This is a genomic window from Amycolatopsis sp. PS_44_ISF1, assembly GCF_032335455.1.
In the GTDB taxonomy this organism is placed as follows: Bacteria; Actinomycetota; Actinomycetes; order Mycobacteriales; family Pseudonocardiaceae; genus Amycolatopsis.
In genome coordinates this window covers 1,766,241-1,786,361 of the sequence record NZ_JANUXO010000002.1, presented here as the reverse complement: position 1 = coordinate 1,786,361, position 20,121 = coordinate 1,766,241, and the positions used below count along the sequence as shown (strand labels likewise).

Sequence of the window (20,121 nt, the reverse complement as noted above, 5' to 3'; positions counted from 1 at the left end):
TCCGGCCCATCCGCGCTGCCCACCCACCTGGGGCCGGCCACTGAGTGCAGATCCGTGAACCACACCGGCGGTCTGCTGGGTGAACCTGCGCTGCGCGGGTCCGGTCGCGGCCGGAGGGGTACTCGGCACCACCGGCCAAGACCGGGAGGTCGAGGGCCGCGCACAGGCCTCGACGGAACTGCAGGCGTGGCGCCGGAAATTGGACGCGGATCCCTCGCTACGGCGGTGATTCACTGCCGAAGCGGGCGCGGTGGACGACACCGCATTTCCCGCGGGGCGCCGTGAGCCGGGAAAACCGGACCATGCCGGCCCCGTCGAGACCATTCGATGGGGGTCTCCGCGCATGCTCACCGTCGCCGAGCAGGTACCGCTGCGCGTGGTCGGGGAGCGGGTCACCTGACGACTGGCGGCCCGGCAGGCCGTGTGGGCAGAGCGGCGGGCTGAAGACTACAGCCCTGAAGGCGGCGGATTTCGCGCTCGACCGTCGCTCCGGGCAACGGCAGTAGACCTGCTGCGAGAAACATTCCGACCACCGCGGCGCATTCACAGAGGGAGATCTCGGTGCGGTCACGGCGTGATCTCGCTTCAGCCAAGCTCATTGTAATGTCGATCACATCTCTTACCCTCAATGGGTGTTTACATTCGCCCATTAGGAGGTTGTGATGCGTAAATCGATTGCCGCCACGCTGGCCACGGGAGCGGCCGTGGCCATACTCGCCCTGGGTGGCGCCACTGCCGACGCCGCCACCGTCACCGGCTCCGCTAACGTCCCCACACTCGGTAGCAATTTGACAGCGTTTGTGGGAAACATCCTCATTTCCACAGGAAATATCACCGCCGCGTTCGACCTTGGCGCTAAATAGACAGTCACGCCTAGTGGCAGCGTCACCGGTGGGGCGGTGCCGGTATCTGATTGCCGTGGGCGGTAGGAGGTTGTCTTGATTTCCGGCACCGTTCTGCGGTGAGCGTGGTCGGTGTCTGACCGGGTGCGGAGCCCTCCGACCGGCGGGGACCGGGTGGAGGGCTCCACGAGCCTCACACACACCCGGCGCCGCGCCGCCCGATGCCGCCACCACCCGCGAATAACCGCGGCCGCTTCTTTCTGTTGCCACCGGCTGTCAGCGGCAGGCCTCGCTACGGCGGGTCAGGTCGATGCAATGCCGGTAGACAGCGGCGCCTGCGCACATCCGATAAGCCCCGCGCTGGTCCAGGGCCCCCGGGCGACGCCCTGCATCACCGCCGCGTCGAGCAGGGCCTGAGCGACGTCGGACGAGACGATGACCTGGCGGCCGCGGCGGGTTTCACGGCGCAAGGCAGGCCGGGCAACGGCACCCGGAATTTCGGGCGCGGGAGCCCTCGCCGCTGTGGTCGCGTCGGTGAATCCGGTGGCGCGCCGCCGATGCGGCCGGGCAGACTGGCTTCGGCGAACAGGTGGGTCTGGCGCGCGTGCTCTGCTCGTCGGTGGGCCGCCGTGTGCAGCCCAGCTCCGGCGCGACCCGCCCCTGCTTACCGCCCCGGGTCCACCCGCACGCCCACCTTGTCTGTCGCGACACTCTGCCGGGTCCGCTCATCGACTCGACGGGATTCCGGCGGGGCCAGGAGCGCCGTATCCGGGTGATCAGCCGATCCGGTCGACGCTCCGGGCCGGATGTCGTCACCGGATCCTTCGGCGACAGCGCTGCATCGGTGATCGTGCCGGATCGGGTGGTTTGCCTCCGGCGCGTGTGTTCGCGGCCGCGCGACGGTAGCCACGATACTGCCGGGGTGAGCGAAAGTCCTCAGCAACGCCGCGCCCGGGAACGCCGTGAGGTCTTAGTGGCCACCCGCCCTCGGCCCCAGTTTTCCCTAGCCGCCCGCGCCCCTGTGGCCAGGCGAGAGCAGCTCGCCGATGCCCAGCTGTGCCGGACGGCGACCCGGGACGACCGGGACACCGTCCGGGTGTCCTGGACTGCCGAGTGGGGCATCCGCGACGACAGCCCCGGCGTCGAGCAGGGCAGCGAGAACCTCGGCGAGCTCGTCGCGGTGATCCTGGACGACCTGCGATCACGGGCTTGCCACAGCATCATCAGGCTGGAGTGGACTTTCGAGGGTGACCCGCCGGAAAAGACGACGATCGAGAACGAAATCGCCAGGCTGGGTGTGGCGCTGCCGGCCACGGTGACGACATGAGCGAGCCGTAGCTCTCCTCCCGCACCGGCTCCCGAATTCTGAAGATGCGTGCGAGGCCTTGAGCCGTCCGAGTCTCGATGAGCTTGGCCGTCACAGGCGGTATTGCGGAGGAGAAGCTGCCGCGCACCGCCCGCTTCTACCATGCCCGGGCTCTAACTGCGGCGGGGCGGCCAGTGTGGCGAGCCGGACGTGCACATCCGCCGGCGGACACGAAACGGCGGGGAAGCGGCAGGCCCTGGTCCGGCCCTGCGACTTCCCCGCCCGGTGCCGGTAACGGCTCCAGTGTCAGGTCGCGACCACCAGGACCAAGACCAGGGTGACGGCGGCGCTGGCGGGGTGGAGCTGGCCAAGACATCTGGTTTCGTCATCAGGCTCCAGCCGGCCGGAACGACCCCCTGCGTGGGCGTTCGCGGTGAATATTCCATTTAAACGGGTATGGTCGATGACCGCGATTCGCATGCCCGTGGCAGGGCTCAGGGGCGGTAGAACCAGGATGAATCGATGGCGCCGTTGAGCCGGTTTCCGAGTTCGCGGGAAAATTTCAGCAGGAAGCCCAGAGGGCGGTGCTGGATGACGGCGTGGGTGATCATGCCGTCGTCGTCGGTGGTCAGCAACGTACTGCCGCTGAAGGGGGTGCCGTCGAAGGCCTCGCCTTGCCAGGTGAGGCAGGCGACGTTGGCGTCGGTGATGGTGCCGGTGAACTCGAGCTTGTCGTAGATCGAGGCTGCGGCTGCGAAACAGGTTTTGGCCAGATCGCGTCCGACGATGGGCTTGTAGATGGCCGGGGCCTCGACGACGACGTCCGCGGCGAAAGCTCGTTCGAAATCGGCGGCATCGCCCGAGGCGAACGCCGCCGCCCAGACCTGGTCAACGGCGGGTGTGCTGTTCATAGGATACAACTCCTTCGTGGTGACAACGGTGATGATGCGGGCGATGCCCGTGGAACGGGATGCCCGGCGGTACCCCGGACGTCCGCGATCGTGCCGCACGAGCACGATCGCCGTGGACCCGAATCGGACAGGGAAAGCGATGCTCTCCACGCCGGCGAATGAGCGATCCCTGGGATTCCGGGTCTTTGAAAATTGTTTCACCGGCAGTCCGGCATAGAAGCCAGTACACCAAAGGCTGCGATGCCCCGCCACCCGCGCACCTCGATCGGCGGACATTCCCGCCGATGTGCCCACACAGAGGGTGTCCTCTGTTTGACTCGGTGGTGGGTAACCAACCCCCGGTACCAGCTGCTAAAGAGTCAAGCATGTTTAGGTTCTTTCATGCAACGGGTTCAATGCTGTTGTGAAGCATCTTACAGATTCGCGGCGGCCCTGCTAAGAAATAGACAAAGTCGGTTAGGGTATGTCGTACGGGCTGGTGTCGGCCAAGCGAGGCGGGAGCACCCGCCGCCGGCGGCCCGGGTGATGCTCGCAGAGCCGAGGAGGACGCGATGGACGGGGATGTAACCGGGGTCGAGGTCGGCGAGGTGGCGGCGCCGGCCGAGGATGGCGTCATGCTGCGTGGCCTGCTGTACCGGCCGCCGGGTCCCGGGCCGTATCCGGCGATCACGCTGGCGCACGGATACGGCGGGGTGAAAGAGCACGGCCTGCTTCGGTACGCCGAGGCGTTCGCCCGCGCGGGTTTCGTCGCGCTGGTGCATGATCACCGCAACCTGGGTGCCAGCGGGGGCGAGCCGCGCCAGGATGTGGATCCCTGGCGGCAGATCGAGGACTGGCGGCGGGTGATCTCGTTCCTGGAAGCGCGGCCGGAGGTCGATCCCGGCCGGATCGGGATCTGGGGTACCAGCTATGCCGGCGGGCACGCCATCGTGCTGGGTGCCACCGACCGGCGGCTGCGCTGCGTGGTGGCGCAGGTCCCGACCATCAGCGGGTTCGAGCAGGGCAGACGGCGGGTCGCCCCGGAGGATCTCGCGGCGCTGGAACACACCCTGGACGAGGACGAACGGGCCCGTTTCCGCGGCGAGGCCCCGCGGTATCAGGCCTTGGTCAGTGCCGACCCGTCGGTACCCGCCTCCTACCGTTCTGCGGACGCGGTCGGGTTCTACTCCCAGCCGCTGCCCGAGGGGGTCGTGTGGGAGAACACGGTCACGGTGCGCTCGACACGAAAGGCGCGCATGTACGAGCCGGGAAGGTGGGTCCGGCGGGTATCACCGACCCCGCTGCTGCTCGTAATTACCGATCGGGACACCATCACCCTGACCGACACCGCGCTGGCGGCCTACGAGCAGGCACTCGAGCCGAAGCGGCTGGAACTGCTGCCCGGGGGGCACTTCGACCCGTATGTGGCCGGATTCGCCCAGTCCAGCCGTGCCGCCGTGGACTGGTTCACCACCCACCTGACCTGAACGGAACGAGAAACACACGATGACCTGGACGGCGACCTCCCGCTACGGCCTGTACCCGGCCCCCGGTTTCCTCGGTTTCGTGCACAACCTGCTCAACACCGAACCCGCGGGACGGCCCCGCCGGCCCGACCTGCTGGCCGATCTCGCCTCCGCGCAGGAGTGGGCCGACGCGGCGACCGGGGAGTGGGCGGCACTGGCCGGCACCGCGGCACCTACGGTGGTGTTGGGCGAGCCTGATCTGGTGGCCGTGCGTAATCTGCGCGCCGACCTGCACACCGTCGTCGCCGGGCACACCGCGCACGCTTCGGCGCTCCCTGTCCTGGCGCCCGTGCATCGCGCCGGCGCCACCGTGGAACTGGGCAGCGACGGGCGGATACGACTCGAACCGCGAGGCAGCGGCTGGCGGGCGATGGCGTCCCTGGCCCTCATCGCGATCACCCACGCCCAGGCCGAGGGCACCTGGCCGCGCCTGAAGGCCTGCCGCAACCCCCGTTGCCAGGCGGCGTTCTACGACCGGTCCCGCAACAACAGCGCCGTCTGGCACGACGTCCGGGCCTGCGGCAACCCGGCCAACTTACGCGCCCACCGCGCCCGCCAACGCGACGGGCATCGACCCTGAACGAACGGAGCATCGATGATGACCAGCAACGCGCCCACCGAGTTGTCCTACCAGGTGTTCGTCTCCGACGGAGTGCCCCGGCACACCGACGTGCGACTGCCCGACGGTGGGCCGATCATCTCATCCCCCCTGTCCTCCACCCTCATTCACGGGCGCCACGACGCCGTGCTGGTCGATCCCTCGTGGACGATCGAGCAGACCACCCGGCTTGGTGACTGGATCGAGGCAACCGGCGTACGCCTGCGCGCCATCTACATCACCCACGGCCACGGCGACCACTGGTTCGGCACCGCCCAGCTGCTCGAGCGGTTTCCCGGCGCCACCGTCTACGCCACCGACGGCACCATCCGGCTGATGCACCGGCAAGCCACCTCCCGACCCGAATTCTGGGACGTGCTGTTCCCTGGTCTGATCGGCGAGACCCCCGTCCTCGCACAATCGGTGCCCCACGACGGCTTCACCCTCGAAGGTCACCGCCTGGTCCCGGTGGAGACCGGGCACACCGACACCGACGACACCACCGTGCTGCACGTACCGGACCTCGGCCTGGTCGTCGCGGGTGACGTCGTCTACAACGGTGTCCACCAGATGCTGCAGGAGCTGGGCGAGACTGGCCTGCAGTCCTGGCTCGACGCGCTCGACACCGTCGAAGCCCTCCACCCGCGCGCGGTCGTCGCGGGACATAAGAACCGCGCACTGCCTGACGACCCCGCGGCCATCAGCCACACCCGCCAATACCTGCTCGACGCTCGCGAACTGCTGGCCACCAGCCCCAGCCCGTCCGCGTTCTTCGACGAAATGAGCGCCCGGCACCCACAACGCCTCAACCTCGGCCCCCTCTGGAACAACGCCCTCACCCTGCTCTCGTAACAACCGATCTCCCCCCTCCCCGCCGGCCTGGCCCGCGGCCGCGAGCCCGAACACCCCACAGGCAAAGCGGATACATCGGTGCGCTCCGTTTCCGGGCGCCAACGCGGAAATCCTCACACCGCCGCGATCGATCACCCGGACAGGTGGCATGCCGTCACCCGGAGGAATGGCGCGACAGCCATCGAACCGCTCGTCCCGTGCGCAGGGGCTGTTCACGGCCACGCTCGGATTACTGTCGGCGCCGGCGGATCAACGCCACTTGCCGACGGAGTGTCCCGGAGGCGGCAGCATTCTGCCGAGCTGAAGAGTTCCCGGCTGAACACTGTGCGACATCCGCCCCCGCGAGCCACGGGCGGCTGGTGTGACGAGGATGCCGAAAGTGTCCATGCTTGGTGCCTGCGCGCTGCTGCCTGACGACACCGCAGTGAAACCTTCGTCTCCGCGTCAACGGCCGGGCGCACGGCGGTGGACATGGTGCAGAAGCGCACAGCGCCGCGCCCGATGCCGCTAACTGCCCGGCAGCCACCGGGGTGGGCACGATCTACTGTTTGACCTGAGGGGGTTCTGTGCCCACAGTGCAGTGGAATGACGGGCGGGTTCCGGGCTGGCTGGCCGGGATCGCCGGCATGCCGGCGGGTACGCGATCCGTCCCCCAGGTGAGTCCGCAGTTGCCGGTGAGCGCGGCGGTGGCGTTGATGGACCGGTACCGGGCCGGGCAGCTGCCGGTGGTCGAGCGCGGTACGTGCGTGGGGATGCTGACCCGCCACGACGTGGCCTCGGCGGAACCCCGCAACGATCCGCGGTTTCCGTTGCTGGTGGGGGAGGTGTGCCAGAAGCCGGCGCCGGTGGTGCGCGCAGGCACGACCCCAGCACGGGAGACCGGCCCGGCGGTGGTCCTGTACGGGACGATCGTCCTGGGCGTGTGGGACCCCGCGGGTACCGAGGGTAAGAGGGGCGGGCCCCTGGGACGGCATGCGGGCCGACCCGCCACGGTAGCGCTGCACCGCGACGGTGCCACCGGGGGTCGAGGATCGTGGAGCCGATGGGTGTGGGTGAAAGCAAGGGTGTGGCCAGGCCGTGACCGGCGGGGTGGCCGGGTCCGTTCGGTTTACCGCTGCGGTGACGCCAGCCCGGAGTCGGCGGGGATGGAGGCCCGGGTGAGCCTGGTGCGGAACACCCAGTAGGTCCAGGCCTGGTAGGCGAGGACCAGCGGGGTGAAGATCGCCGCGACCCAGGTCATGATGTGCAGGGTGTAGGGCGTGGAGGAGGCGTTGGTGACGGTCAGGCTGTGCGCGGGGTCGGTGGTGGAGGGCAGCACGTCGGGATAGAGGCCCCAGAACAGGGTCGCCACCACCGCGATGATCGCGCCCGCGGTGCTCGCGAACGCCAGCCCGTCGCGGTCGCGGAGGGTGAACACCAGGCCCGCCACGAGCAGGGCCGCGCTGATCGTGGCCGTCAGCCAGGTCCAGCCGCCCTGCTCGTAGACCGTGTATCCGAGGAAGCACCCGCCCAGCACGATCGCCGCGCCACCGAGGGACCGGCTCAGCCGCTGAGCTCGGGACCGGATCTCACCGGCGGTCTTGAGCGCGAGGAACACCGACCCGTGGAAGGCGAACACGCTCGCCAGCGCCAGGCCGCCCAGCAGGGAGTACCCGTTGAGCAGAGTCAGGAAGGTGCCGGTGACGTGGTGGCCGGCGTCGAGCGGGACACCGTGCACGATGTTGGCGAACGCGACGCCCCAGAGCACGGCGGGCACGGCGGAGCCGCCCACGATGATCCAGTCCCAGGTGGCGCGCCAGCGGGGGCTGTCGAGTTTGCCGCGGAACTCGAACGCCACCCCGCGCAGGATCAGGGCGACCAGGATCAGCAGCAACGCGAGGTAGAAACCGGAGAACAGGCTGGAGTACCACAGCGGGAACGCGGCGAAGGTGGCGCCGCCGGCGACCAGGAGCCAGACTTCGTTCCCGTCCCAGACCGGGCCGATGGTGTTGATCAGCATCCGGCGTTCGGTCTCGTCCCGGCCGAGGACACGCAGCAGCATGCCCACCCCGAAGTCGAATCCCTCAAGCACGAAGTAGCCAGTCCACAAGACCGCGATGAGCAGGAACCAGACGTCGTTGAGTGTCATGTCGTGGCCTCCGGTGTCAGTAGGCGAACGTCATCGGCCGCGGCTCGCCGGCGCCGGGCTCCGCCGGTACCTCCGCCGGGGGCGGGCCCGCTTTGGCGTAGCGGAACATCAGGATCCCGTCGACGGCCGCGAGCACCCCGTAGAGCACCGTGAACACGATCAGCGAGGTCAGCACGGTGCCCGCCGCCACGGTGGGGGACACCGACTCCGCGGTGCCCAGCACCCCGAACACCGACCAGGGCTGGCGGCCGGTCTCGGTGAAGATCCAGCCGAAGCTGTTGGCCAGGAACGGCAGCGCGATCGCGGCCGTGGCGGTGGGGAAGAACCAGCGCCCGCGCGGGCTCCGGTCCCGCCGGAACAGCCACAACCCGGCCAGCGACAGCAGCAGGCAGAGCACGCCGAGGCCGATCATCAACCGGAAGCTCCAGTAGGTGAGCGGGATGTCCGGGCGGTAGTCACCGGGACCGTACTGCCGCTCGGCGGCGGACTGCAGGTCGTTGATGCCCTCGACCTGGCCGTCGAAGGACCCGGTCGCCATGAACGACAGCACCCGCGGGACCCGGATGCTGAACCGTTCCTGCGAGCCGTCCAGGGAGCCGATCGTGAACAGCGAGAACGACGCGGGGGCGACGGTGTCGTAGAGCGCTTCGGCCGCGGCCATCTTCATCGGCTGCTGCCGGGTCATCAGCCGCGCCTGCAGATCGCCGGTGACGACCGCACCGAGACTGGCGATAAGCACCACGACGAGGGCGAGCTTCATCGAGGGCCGGAACACCTCCGGGGACGTGCGCCGCTTGAGCTGCCAGGCGCTGATCCCGACCACGAACATCCCCGCGGTGAGCAGGCAGCCGGTGAGGGTGTGCGCGAACGCTCCGACCGCGGTGGAATTGGTCAGGACGGCGACGAAGTCGGTCAGCTCGGCCCGCCCGGTCGCGGGGTTCACCCGGTAACCGACCGGGTGCTGCATCCAGGAGTTGGCGGCGAGGATGAAGTACGCGGACAGCAGCGTCCCGATCGAGGCCAGCCAGATCGTTGCGAGGTGCAGCTTCTTCGGCAGCCGGTCCCAGCCGAAGATCCACAGGCCGAGGAAGGTCGATTCGAGGAAGAACGCCAGAAGGCCTTCGATGGCCAGCGGCACACCGAAGATGTCACCCACGAACGTGCTGTAGTCCGACCAGTTCATGCCGAACTGGAACTCCTGGACGATCCCGGTGACCACCCCCATCGCGAAATTGATGAGGAACAGTTTCCCCCAGAACTTCGTCATCCTGCGATAACGGTCGTCCCCCGTGCGCACCCACGCGGTCTGCATGCCGGCGACCAGAAAGGACAGGCCGATCGTCAACGGCACGAAGACGAAATGGTAAACGGTGGTGATGCCGAATTGCCACCTGGCCAACTCCAGTGCACCCATGAGATTGAGTCTCCCGCTCGAAGCCTGCCCGGACAACAACAGCATCACCGGGTGTCACCCGGTGAGTCAGGGCACACCGTCACGTCCTCGGAGGTCTTAGGTCCTGACCCGCGAAGATTCACCCGGACGATGCGACTGCCCGGTTCCCGCCAGGCACCCCTGCGGCGGCTCCGGTGCCCGGATCCGGCCGGCGCGGCCCCGCCGGGCCGTGGCCGCGTCCCGCGCCGGACGGAGCCCGCCGCCGGTGACTGCCCGTGTCTGCGGGTCACGTACCGGAGTTCGTTGACAGCCGGTGGACGAGGCACGCATCATTGAGCATCGAAACTGACTGAACCTGCACTTTGAGGGCCTGTTGGATGCAGATTCAGTCGTCGAGCGTGGGATGGGACCGGATGGTCGTAGTGGCGCGCAGGGCGAGACCGCTGGGGACGGGTCGCCAGTCTGCGGGTCCCGCGGCGAATCCCGTCATCGGCCCGTGGTCGGTGAAGAGCAGGCAGTCTCCGATGAAGGACGTGACCCCATGAGCAGTTTCAGCAGGCGCCGGTTCATGCAGGCAGCGGGCGCCGCGTCGGTGCTGCCGATGCTGTCGCAGAGCGTGGCCCGGGCCGCCGCCGTTCCCGCGGCCCGCCGGACGGGCAGTATCGAGGACATCGAGCACGTCGTGGTCCTGATGCAGGAGAACCGTTCGTTCGACCACTACTTCGGCTCGCTCAACGGGGTCCGCGGGTTCGGTGACCCTCGCCCCGCGACGCTGCCCGGCGGCCGCAGCGTCTGGCACCAGCAGGACGGCGAGGAGACCGTCCTGCCCTTCCGCCCGGACGTCGACGACCTCGGGCTGCACTTCATCCAGGACCTCAACCACAACTGGAAGGGCACGCACCAGGCGTGGAACCGGGGCAACTACGACCGGTGGATCCCGGCGAAGACGCCGACGACCATGGCCCACCTGCAGCGGGAGGACATCCCGTTCCACTACGCGCTGGCGGACGCGTTCACCGTCTGCGACGCCTACCACTGCTCCCTGCTGGGCGAGACCAACCCGAACCGGTACTACCTGTGGAGCGGGTGCGTCGGCAACCTCGGTGACGGGACCACGCCGGTCATCACCAACGACACGCCGAGCGCGGGTCACCCCTGGACCACCTACCCGCAGCGGCTGCAGGAGGCCGGGGTGAGCTGGAAGATCTACCAGGACATCGGCGACGGCCTGGACGCGGCGGGCAGTTGGGGGTGGATCGGGGACAAGTACCGCGGCAACTACGGGGACAACGCCCTGCTGAACTTCCGGGCCTACCGCGACGCGAAACCCGGGCAGCCGCTCTACGATCGGGCGCGCACCGGCACCGATGTCTCGGCCGGGCAAGGGTTCTTCGACGAACTGGCCGCCGATGTCCGGGGCGGGACCCTGCCGCAGGTCTCCTGGGTGGTCGCCCCCGAGGCCTACACCGAGCACCCGAACTGGCCGGCGAACTACGGCGCCTGGTACGTGGCCCGGGTCCTCGACGCCCTGACCGCCGATCCCCGGGTGTGGAGCAGAACCGCGCTGCTGATCACCTACGACGAGAACGACGGGTTCTTCGACCACGTCGTCCCGCCGTTCCCGCCGGAGAGCGACGCGCGCGGAAAGTCCACAGTGGACGTGACGCTCGAACGCTACCCCGGCAGCGCCGGCTACCCGGCCGGTCCCTTCGGCCTCGGGGTGCGTGTGCCGATGCTGGTGGTGTCCCCGTGGAGCACCGGCGGTTTCGTCTGCTCCGAGACGTTCGACCACACCTCGGTCATCCAGTTCCTCGAACGCCGCTTCGGTGTGCACGAACCCAACATCACCCCGTGGCGGCGGGCGGTGTGCGGCGATCTGACCTCCGCCTTCGACTTCACGCGCACGAACACCCGGCGCACCGCGCTGCCCGGGACCGGGCAGTACGAACCACCGCCCGAGCACGAGCAGAACCCGGAGGACTACGTCCCCCCGCAGCCCTCCGTCGCGGCCCTGCCGAAGCAGGAGTGCGGGCAGCGCCCGACGCGGCCGCTGCGCTACCAGCCCTACGTGGACGCCCGGGCCACCGGCGAGGGCGCGGTGTCGCTGACCTTCAGCAGTGGTGACCGGGCCGGTGCCTGCTTCCTGGTCCGGTCGGTCAACCGCGACGACGGGCCGTGGACCTACACCACCGCCGCGGCCACCACCCTGACCGACACGTGGCACACGGCCTACTCGGGCGGTACCTACGACCTGGAGGTCCACGGCCCGAACGGGTTCCTGCGCACCTTCCGGGGCCCGGGGACCGCGGTCGCCCCCGAGGTCACCGCCCGCCACGACCCGCGAACCGGGAACCTGCGGCTGGACCTGCACAACCCCACCGGGGCCGTGCTCACCTTCGTCCTCACCGACGGCTACGGCCGCAACAGCGGGAACGTCCGGGTCGCCGCCGCGGACACGGTCCGGCGCACGGTGCGCCTGTCCGCGAGCGCGGGCTGGTACGACCTGAGCATCACCGCCGAGGACCAGCCCGGCTACCTGCGGCGCCTGGCGGGCCACGTCGAGACCGGCGCCACCGGCCGCAGCGACCCGGCCCTGATCACCCACTGACCGGATCGCGCGAGAGCCCCCCGTCTCACCGGCGACGGCGGGCCCGTGACGCTGTGGACGTCCGTAACGCCGCCAACACCGCCTACCGCACCTCTTTCGCCAAACTCGCCGCCGAGACCCGCCTGAAACGGGCAAAAAATGACAAAATCGGCACGACTGGCAGCGGGGGCAGCACTGTGGAGGATCTCGCCCAGTCCGCCCTCGGCCACGACCTGTCCGACGAACGCTACGAAGCGCTCCGCGGCATCGGCTACACCGGCTCCCGCCATTTCACCTGGCTGGAGGCGCTCGACTTCGCAGGCCGAGGCCCCTGGACCCGGGCTGAAGTCTGCTACGCCCTCGGCGGCACCACCGATCAGTGCCGCCCGGACGGGCCGCTCGGCGGCCCCCGCCGGCTTCGTCTGCGACGTCTTCCTCTCCGACATCAAGTCCTGCGCACGGCTCGACGCCAAAGCCTGCGCCGCCATGGCCGCCGGCACCGCCGGACGCGGCGCCAAGATCATCCGCGAAGCAGCGGGAATCAGCGAAGAGGCAGGTAAGGCAGGAAAACTCGCGGGTCGCAGGGCGCCTGGCTACACACCGGCTCCCAAGGAGCCGCCGCCTGGACTGACGGGCCCGGTGCTGGCAAACGGACGACGCCGGTCCAAGGGGGCGGCGGGCTCTGCAAGAGGTGGAAAGACGACCAGGGCCACATCTACGAGTGGGACTCGCGACACGGCGAGTGGGAGATGTACGACAAGCGTGGTAAACATCAAGGTGTTCTCGATCCCACCACCGGGAAGCCGATCCCTGGAAAAGGCCCCGACCCCTCCCGGCGCATCGAACCATGAATGATGATCATGCAGTCGGATGGCAGATCGAGGCATTCCGGGAGTCGGACGAGCTCTTGGCCTGGTCTGTGGATCTTCCTCCTGGGGCCAGCCATCACGTGCTGGAAGCTGTCCTCGGTATGGACAACCTGTCCATACCCGAGGGTTATCCGATCACGGTGACACAGGTTCGTACCGCTTTGGACTCTTTTGATGTGCCGGCAAGCGAGGCCGGCCCACTCGACGACGTCCGATTCACGTACTTCATCAGTGCCTTTGCCGATACCCGCATCACGAAGCCAGATCCACACTCGCCCGCCTAGCGGTAGATTGCCAATGTCGGCTGCCGGGCGCGGTCCGCGGTGGCTGTCCCGGTGCCAGTACGGCTCAGCGCCGGGCCGCACGGATCTTATCCACCGTGCCCGCCGCGTCGCAGTGCATTCCGCCGCCGATCACCAGAGCGGTCACCGGGTGGTCTCGTGGTCCAAAGGAACTTTCAGGACAGAAAAGAAGCTCCACGCGGTCGTGGCCACGGGCCACATCATCGATGAGGCGGACGAGGCCCGGTTTTCCCCGCTGACGGAGGAGCACCTCCATTGCCTGGGTCGCCATGCCTTTACCGCGTCGAGCCCAGCGGAGGCTTGTGCCCGTTACGCGACCCTGCCGCACCCGGCGAACGCGACCACGACGGACCTCACGGCACGACCACCGCGCCGGCATCGGTGACGCGTATCCCGCTACGCATACCCGGCTGTCCGCCGTGGGCAGGCATATATCTTCGAGGTGTTCCTGCGCCCCGTGTAGGTGTATGCCGTTGTTCGAGGCGAGGACGGTAGTGCTCCACGGTTCGGCTGCGCATGCGCGGGTGACGACGGTTCGTACTGCGGCGACGGTAAGTACCGACGGCCTGGTTCTGGGTGCATTCCCTGCACGCAGGAACGTCAGTCCACCTGACGTGACGCCGCCCTGATTGGTCACTGCGGGCCCTGGTGCCCTGGGAGCGGAGAGCCGGTGGGCACCGCTACTCCGTAGTGGACGCTCGCCGAGCGGCTGGCATCAGCACGGTCCGGTGGAATCCGAGGTTGTCGCGCCGCGGGAGTTTCTCGTGTGGAGGACCAGACACCGGTCGGGGAGGTGTTCGGACAGCGTCTTCTGGGCCGTCACGCGGTAGAGCTGGGCCATTTACGAGCCCAGGTAAGTGCTGCGGGCCCGAGTCGACGGTGGCTTCGGCAGTTTTCGTGAGGCCGATCCGGCACCTCCCGGAAGTCTTGGCACAGACCGGGTCCCCGATGGCAGCGCCGTTGCCGAGGCGGGTGATGCCTCGCCCGCGCGGCTCGAGGTGCGCGGGCGGTGTTTCCGGCGGCAGAGGTGACCCGGCGGGGCCGTTCCGGACGTTCGTCACTGCGATCGGTGACGATGGACTCCGGCGCTGGAACGGCTTGGTTTCCTACGCTCGGAGTGAGCGCGCGGTGTGGCGCGCGGGAGTTCCGGGAGGGAGCGATGTCATGAGCGCCATCGGGTCGGCGCCGGTCGGCGTGGTCGTGGATGGTTCGGACGGTGCTGGGACTGCTGCGTTCTGGGCGGCGGTCGAGGCGGAGCGCCGGGATGCGCCGCTATGGATTGTCACCGCGGCCGGGATCGGGGACACCGGTTCCGGCGGGTATGCCGTCGGCCTGGGGCGGCGGTCCGCGGTTGCGGAAGCCGATGCGGGCGGTGTTCTGCTCGGCGTACGGTCGGCGGTCGTGTCGGCCTTCCCGGGTGTGCATGTCATGGTCGAGACTAGCCACCTCGGCCTGGTCTCGGTCCTGCGGGAGATCGCACGCCGTGCCCGGATCCTGGTCGTGGGCGAGCCGTCCGGTGCGATCGCGGGACTGTTCAGCCGGCTGTCCTGCGCCGAGCTGGCTGCGACGGCGCACTGCCCGGTCGTCGTTGTGCGGGGGCGCGAGCATTTCGGTGGCCCGGTGGTGGTGGGAGTCAAGGGAAGCCCGATGAGTGCTGCGGCGCTGTCGTGGGTGTTCGAGGAAGCATCGATGCGCAGGTCCCCTCTGGTGGCGCTCTATGCCTGGCGTGACCGGGACGCCGCCGGGTCGCAGGGCGAATCGCCGTGCGAGACCGGGCAGCGGTTGCTCGCCCGGCGGCTGGCCGGCTGGGCGGAGAAGTACCCGCAGGTGCACGTCGCACGCCGGATCCAGGCCGGCCCAGGTGTTGCTCGCGGAAAGCGCCCGGGCCCAGCTCGTGGTCGCAGGCAGCCGCGGCCGTGCTGGTCTGACCGGGCTTCTGCTCGGTTCGACCGGTCAGGCGCTGCTGCACCATGCGGCGTGCCCGGTCATGGTGGCCCGGACCACGGAAACCCAATCAGGGAGGGAACAGCAATGACGACGATTCCGGTGTCCGCGGTGATGACCGCGGATCCGATCACGGTGGGCCCGCGTACGTCGTTCAAAGACATCGTGGAGCTGCTTACCGCACAGGAAATCAGCGCGGTCGGCGTCATCGACAAGACGGGTGCCTTGCTCGGGGTGGTGTCGGAGGCTGACTTACTGCCGCATCTGCAATGTGCCCGGGCACGCCGGTGGCCGCACCGCAAGCAGATCCGCAAAGCGCACGCTTGCCTTGCGCAGGACCTGATGACCGCACCGGTGGTCACGGTCGATGCCGACGACCCGATCGCGGTCGCCGTGGCGAGGATCGCCCGCACCGGTCTGCGGCGGATGTTCGTGCTGCGCCAGGGGAAACTGGTCGGAGTGGTGGCCCGTCGCGACCTGATCCGGGTGTTCACCCGCAGTGACAGGGATCTTGAGCGCGAGGTCGATCACCGCGTCCTGCACGATCTGCTTCGCCTCGGCCCGGAACAGGCCCGGGTGCAGGTACGGGACGGGGTGGTGACGGTGGTGGGCCGGGTGGAGCGGCGTAGCGACATTCCCCCGGTGACGCGGTTGATCGAGGATGTGTCCGGCGTGGTCGAGGTGCGCAATCGCCTGGACTTCGTCTGGGACGACGTCGATCGGGGTGCCCCCGGGATCCGGTCACGTCATCACGCGCACGGCTGAGGCAGCACGCCAGGTAGCCGACCCACGGCCCTCTCCCCGATCCCGGTGGCCTGCTCGGACGTCCGCTCATCGGGTGCGTCCGGCTCGACACGCCGATCTTGCGTCCGGCAACAGCGCAGGCGGTAGTCCGGGCCGGCCAGCACGAAAAATCCGGTAGCTCGTACGGGAACGGATACCGCGCATCGGAGAGCCGTCCCCGGGCCGGGGCGGGTAGGGCGAGGCCCGGACGTAGGAGCACTGGCCCGGTCGGTACCCGGCGCAGACTCGCGCTGTCCCCGCCGCGCAGGCGCCGCGCGGCGGGTCGTCGTAGGCTCGGGGCGCGGGAGCGTCAGACCGGGAGGTGGGACATGGTGCGCGTGTTCCTCGTCGATGACCACGAGGTCGTCCGCCGGGGTGTTGCCGAGTTGCTTGAGGAGGACACGGAGCTGACGGTGGTCGGTCAGGCCGGTAGTGTCGCCCAGGCCCTCGCCCGGATTCCGGCTCTGGCCCCGGACGTCGCTGTGCTCGATGTGCGGCTGCCGGACGGCAACGGGATCGAGCTGGCCCGGGAGCTGTGCTCGCGGCTGCCCGCGCTGCGGTGCCTGATGCTGACCTCCTACACCGACGAGCAGGCCATGCTCGACGCGGTGCTGGCCGGGGCCGGTGGCTTCGTGATCAAGGACATCAAGGGCGTCGACCTGGTCTCGGCCGTGCGGGAGGTCGGCGCGGGGCACTCGCTGCTGGACGCGCACGCGACCGCGGCGCTGATGGCCCGGCTGAGGGAGGGCCCGTCCGGGAAGGGGCCGCTGGGTGCGCTGTCCGATCAGGAGCGGACGCTGCTGGAGCTGATCGGCGAGGGGCTGACGAACCGGCAGATCGCCGAGCGCATGTTCCTGGCCGAGAAGACCATCAAGAACTACGTGTCGCGGCTGCTGACCACACTCGGGCTGCAACGGCGCACCCAGGCCGCGGTACTGGCCACTGAGCTGCGCACCGACCACCACTGACCTTCACTCGTGCGCGTGAAATCCGGCCAGGAAATTCACGGATCGGGCCGGGCCGGTGCGAGCCGGACGTCGCTCAGAGTCCTGCGGTGGACTGGGGGCCGGGGATGGCGCGCCCGAGGCGCAGGACAGCCTGGGGCCACAGGCCTCCGCCCAGTAGCGTCCGCAGCCGCGCTCGCGCGGCCGGCACCTCGACCGGCGGGGCGAGGAACGCCGCGTCGAGACCGGCCGCGGTGGCGGTCAGCAGGACCCGTTGCCTCGCTTGACCGGCCCGGATCCGGTCTTCACTGGTGTCGTCCAGGGATCCGATGATCACGACGAGGGGCTCGGTGCCGTCGATACGTGCTCGGCTGCACGGGCCGGGCTCAGGCCGGATCCACCCCTGGCCGTCCGGGGACATCGTGTTCGCTGCGTGCCCGGCGGCACCGTCGCAGCGGCCGGGCCCGCAGACGCTCCAGGGCCGCTGTTCCGCGACAAACGCGGGGCTGGACAGCTGCAGGGGGTGGCTGCCGTGTATCAGCTCGCGCAGCCGGGTGAGCTGGTCTGGGCCGGGCCGGTGTAGCCAGGCCTGTTCGACCTCGGCGGCGCGCCGCAGGTCGGCGAGCACGGCCCTGGGAACCGCCGAATCCCGGAATGTGACACGGCCGGTGCACCGGTGGGGGATCGTCCCAGCGAGCCGGACCAGCCGCGGGTTGGGCCGTATCGCGGCGAAGGGCCGTACCAGCGCGAGCAGTGTCGGTGCGTCGCGGTGGGGCAGGATGCTGGTGGCCGGGTGCGCGCCGAGGGCGTGGATGGCGGTGCGCAGGGTGAACAGCGCCGCGCCGCCGGACAGCAGCAGTTCGCGCTGGCCGGCGGGCGGTGGCGCGCACCGCGGGTCGGTGTGCAGTTCGAATCCGGCGGGAGTGCAGCGCACTCGCCAAGCCGGGGTGGGGCGGGTCGAGGACGCCCGCGTCGCGGCGCCGAGCACGTCCTTCACTTGATCGGCGGTCAACAAGCCGATCGCGGTGATCGGTGGTGTCATGGTGTCCCTTCGGTACCGCGGTGCGGACGATGGTTTCGGTGTCGCGGTGGCCTGCGGTGACGATCCCTCCCCGCGCGGCCCTGCCACCAGAGGAAAAAGTCACCGGGGACCACACCGTGGCGGAGGAAGGTCGGGCACGTGGCGGAGACCGACGACACCGGAGCGCGCCGGACGGCCGGCGCTCGGGCCGGGCTGGGGCTCCGGGAGGCGCTGGGCGACCTGCACCAGCGGATCGAGCTGCTGATCCGCACGCGGGACAAGACCGACGCGTTGCTCGACGCCGTGCTCACGGTGGCCTCCGGGCTCGACCTGGACGCCACGCTGCGGCGGATCGTGCAAGCGGCGATAGATCTCGGCGAGGCTCGCTACGGTGCGCTGGGCGTGCTCGCCGAGCACGGTGGCCTGGCCCAGTTCATCCACGTCGGGGTCGACGACGCCACCCGGCGCCGCATCGGCGCCCTGCCGCAGGGCCGCGGCGTACTCGGGGTCGTGATCGACGAAGCGAAGCCGCTGCGGCTCGACGACCTCTCGGTGCACCCGGCCTCGGTCGGTTTCCCCGCGCACCACCCGCCGATGCGCACGTTCCTCGGTGTCCCGGTCCGGGTGCGCGACAAGGTGTTCGGCCGGCTGTACCTCACGGAGAAGAACGACGGCGAACCCTTCACCGACGAGGACGAAGCCGTGGTGCAGGCCCTGGCCGCCGCAGCCGGGATCGCGATCGAAAACGCCCACCTCTACCGGCAGGCCCGGTGGCGGCAGCAGTGGCTGGCCGCCACCAGCGAGGTCACCACCGAACTGCTGGCCGGCACCGACCCCACCGAGGCGCTCACCCTCATCGCGAGCCGGGCCCTGGAGCTGACCGGCTCGGACGTCACGATGCTCGCCCTGCCGAACTCCGGGCGGCTGGACGCCGACGAGGACTCCGGCGACGAGACCGGAGATCTGACCATCGCCGTCTGCGCGGGCACCCGGGTGGCGCAACTGCCGGGTACCCGCGTCGGCGCCGGGGTCGCGGCCGCGGTGTACCGGGACCGGACCCCCCGAAGCGTCGAAACGCTCGAGCTGGGCGGACACCACTTCGGCCCCGCCCTGCTGGTGCCGCTGCGCGCGGGGGAACGCACCACCGGCGTCCTCATCGCCGCCCGGGCCACCGCGGCCGCGGCGTTCGAAGCCGCCCAGCTGCCCGTGGTCGCGTCGTTCGCCGACCAGGCGGCCCTGGCGCTGCGGCTCGCGGCCCAGCAACGGGATGCGCGGGAACTGGATGTGCTCAGCGACCGCGACCGGATCGCCCGCGACTTGCACGACCAGGTGATCCAGCGGCTGTTCGGGATCGGGCTGTCCCTGCAGAGCACCCAGCGCCGCACCAAGTCGCCCGAACTGCGCCGGCGGCTGGAGGAGAGCCTGGAGCAGATGCACCAGATCATCCACGAGATCCGCACCGCCATCTTCGACCTGCACGGCGGCGCCACCGGCGGCACCCGGTTGCGGCACCGGCTGCACGACGTCGTCGCCGAACTCACCGACCACGTCGCCATCCACCCCACGATCACCCTGGCCGGCACCCTCGACACCCTGCCCGCCCAGCTGGCCGAACACGCCGAAGCGGTGGTCCGGGAAGCGGTCAGCAACGCCGTGCGCCACGCGGACGCCTCGACCGTCGCGGTCTCCGTCGCGGTGCAGGACGGGCGCCTGCACATCACCGTCGCCGACGACGGCAAGGGCCTGCCCCCCGACGTCGAGCCCAGCGGGCTGGGCAACATGCGCGACCGGGCCGAAGCGGCCGGCGGTGCGTTCACCCTCGGCTCCGGCGAAGACGGTGGCCTGAAGGTGGAGTGGTCGGCCCCCCTCGGCTGACGCCGGGCCGAGGTCCTCGGTCCCGGCCGATCCGGGTCCTCCGGCGGTATCGCGACCGGCCGGTCTGCGCTGGGCTGAACGGGTCGCCGCCACTTCGGGGAAGGAGGTCGAGATCCCTGCGCCCGGCATCTGCGGCTAGAGACCCTATGGGAAGGGAATTCTGCTCCACCGAACCCGGCACCGAGGTACGAAAAGAAGCACGGTGTGTCGCATCGCCGGGGCCGCTGGCGTTCGGGCTCGCTCTCCAGTAAAAAACGGGTC

The 20,121-nt window shown here is 69.6% G+C and carries 18 protein-coding genes and 2 pseudogenes; 15 read left to right on the top strand and 5 right to left on the bottom strand.

Going from position 1 to position 20,121, the window contains the following annotated elements; translation table 11 throughout:
• Positions 1-662: 662 nt before the first annotated feature.
• On the top strand, positions 663-863 hold the full coding sequence (locus NYF13_RS22330; RefSeq protein WP_315659351.1) for a hypothetical protein: 201 nt from the start codon (positions 663-665) through the stop codon (positions 861-863).
• A 1,075-nt stretch (positions 864-1,938) separates the two neighbouring features.
• Positions 1,939-2,169, top strand: coding sequence for a hypothetical protein (locus tag NYF13_RS22325; RefSeq protein WP_315659350.1), 231 nt, complete (start codon positions 1,939-1,941; stop codon positions 2,167-2,169).
• Between the two features lie 473 nt (positions 2,170-2,642).
• Here NYF13_RS22325 and NYF13_RS22320 read toward each other — a convergent pair whose 3' ends face one another.
• Positions 2,643-3,311 carry a nuclear transport factor 2 family protein gene (locus NYF13_RS22320; RefSeq protein ID WP_315659349.1) on the bottom strand — a complete coding sequence of 223 codons (669 nt, stop codon included), beginning with the start codon at positions 3,309-3,311 and terminating at the stop codon, positions 2,643-2,645.
• A 299-nt stretch (positions 3,312-3,610) separates the two neighbouring features.
• Here NYF13_RS22320 and NYF13_RS22315 point away from each other — a divergent pair, with 299 nt between their 5' ends.
• From NYF13_RS22315 to NYF13_RS36780, 4 genes are all read left to right on the top strand, one after another.
• Complete coding sequence (locus NYF13_RS22315; protein ID WP_315659348.1) at positions 3,611-4,525, top strand: alpha/beta hydrolase; 915 nt, start codon at positions 3,611-3,613, stop codon at positions 4,523-4,525.
• A gap of 19 nt (positions 4,526-4,544) precedes the next feature.
• On the top strand, positions 4,545-5,144 hold the full coding sequence (locus NYF13_RS22310) for a CGNR zinc finger domain-containing protein (protein ID WP_315659347.1): 600 nt from the start codon (positions 4,545-4,547) through the stop codon (positions 5,142-5,144).
• An 18-nt stretch (positions 5,145-5,162) separates the two neighbouring features.
• Positions 5,163-6,014 carry an MBL fold metallo-hydrolase gene (locus NYF13_RS22305; RefSeq protein WP_315659346.1) on the top strand — a complete coding sequence of 284 codons (852 nt, stop codon included), beginning with the start codon at positions 5,163-5,165 and terminating at the stop codon, positions 6,012-6,014.
• A 626-nt stretch (positions 6,015-6,640) separates the two neighbouring features.
• Positions 6,641-7,198: a CBS domain-containing protein gene (locus NYF13_RS36780; protein ID WP_396287700.1), complete on the top strand. Its 558-nt coding sequence runs from the start codon at positions 6,641-6,643 to the stop codon at positions 7,196-7,198.
• Here the strand turns inward: NYF13_RS36780 and cydB are convergent.
• Positions 7,123-8,142 (bottom strand): cytochrome d ubiquinol oxidase subunit II, encoded by a 1,020-nt coding sequence (gene cydB / locus NYF13_RS22300; protein ID WP_315659345.1) that lies wholly within the window; start codon positions 8,140-8,142, stop codon positions 7,123-7,125. The genes NYF13_RS36780 and cydB overlap by 76 nt on opposite strands.
• Positions 8,143-8,158: 16 nt before the next feature.
• A complete protein-coding gene (locus tag NYF13_RS22295; RefSeq protein WP_315659344.1) occupies positions 8,159-9,556 on the bottom strand; it encodes a cytochrome ubiquinol oxidase subunit I in 1,398 nt (465 codons plus the stop codon).
• Positions 9,557-10,076: 520 nt separating this feature from the next.
• Here NYF13_RS22295 and NYF13_RS22290 point away from each other — a divergent pair.
• The 4 genes and pseudogenes from NYF13_RS22290 (at position 10,077) to NYF13_RS22280 (ending at position 13,275) form a co-directional block, all read left to right on the top strand.
• On the top strand, positions 10,077-12,143 hold the full coding sequence (locus tag NYF13_RS22290; protein ID WP_315659343.1) for a phosphocholine-specific phospholipase C: 2,067 nt from the start codon (positions 10,077-10,079) through the stop codon (positions 12,141-12,143).
• A gap of 53 nt (positions 12,144-12,196) precedes the next feature.
• Complete coding sequence (locus NYF13_RS22285; RefSeq protein ID WP_315659342.1) at positions 12,197-12,682, top strand: hypothetical protein; 486 nt, start codon at positions 12,197-12,199, stop codon at positions 12,680-12,682.
• Positions 12,683-12,778: 96 nt separating this feature from the next.
• Positions 12,779-12,973 (top strand): annotated as a pseudogene (locus NYF13_RS36775) (colicin E3/pyocin S6 family cytotoxin); the annotation flags it as partial.
• Entirely contained in the window at positions 12,970-13,275 is a 306-nt protein-coding gene (locus NYF13_RS22280) for a hypothetical protein (RefSeq protein ID WP_315659341.1), read from the top strand. The pseudogene NYF13_RS36775 and the gene NYF13_RS22280, both read left to right, overlap by 4 nt.
• 64 nt (positions 13,276-13,339) lie before the next feature.
• Here the strand turns inward: NYF13_RS22280 and NYF13_RS22275 are convergent, their stop codons facing one another.
• A complete protein-coding gene (locus NYF13_RS22275) occupies positions 13,340-13,564 on the bottom strand; it encodes a hypothetical protein (protein WP_315659339.1) in 225 nt (74 codons plus the stop codon).
• A 677-nt stretch (positions 13,565-14,241) separates the two neighbouring features.
• Here NYF13_RS22275 and NYF13_RS22270 point away from each other — a divergent pair.
• From NYF13_RS22270 to NYF13_RS22255, 4 genes and pseudogenes are all read left to right on the top strand, one after another.
• Positions 14,242-14,991: pseudogene (locus tag NYF13_RS22270) on the top strand (universal stress protein); the annotation flags it as partial.
• A gap of 19 nt (positions 14,992-15,010) precedes the next feature.
• Entirely contained in the window at positions 15,011-15,328 is a 318-nt protein-coding gene (locus tag NYF13_RS22265; protein ID WP_315660389.1) for a universal stress protein, read from the top strand.
• Positions 15,325-16,002 carry a CBS domain-containing protein gene (locus tag NYF13_RS22260; protein WP_315660388.1) on the top strand — a complete coding sequence of 226 codons (678 nt, stop codon included), beginning with the start codon at positions 15,325-15,327 and terminating at the stop codon, positions 16,000-16,002. Before NYF13_RS22265 ends, NYF13_RS22260 begins: the two co-directional genes overlap by 4 nt.
• Before the next feature lie 347 nt (positions 16,003-16,349).
• A complete protein-coding gene (locus NYF13_RS22255) occupies positions 16,350-16,988 on the top strand; it encodes a response regulator transcription factor (RefSeq protein WP_315659338.1) in 639 nt (212 codons plus the stop codon).
• Between the two features lie 73 nt (positions 16,989-17,061).
• Here the strand turns inward: NYF13_RS22255 and NYF13_RS22250 are convergent, their stop codons facing one another.
• Positions 17,062-18,006, bottom strand: a complete 945-nt coding sequence (locus NYF13_RS22250) for a hypothetical protein (RefSeq protein ID WP_315659337.1) — start codon at positions 18,004-18,006, stop codon at positions 17,062-17,064.
• Between the two features lie 138 nt (positions 18,007-18,144).
• Between NYF13_RS22250 and NYF13_RS22245 the strand changes: the two genes are divergently transcribed.
• Entirely contained in the window at positions 18,145-19,860 is a 1,716-nt protein-coding gene (locus NYF13_RS22245; protein WP_315659335.1) for a GAF domain-containing sensor histidine kinase, read from the top strand.
• Positions 19,861-20,121: the final 261 nt, after the last annotated feature.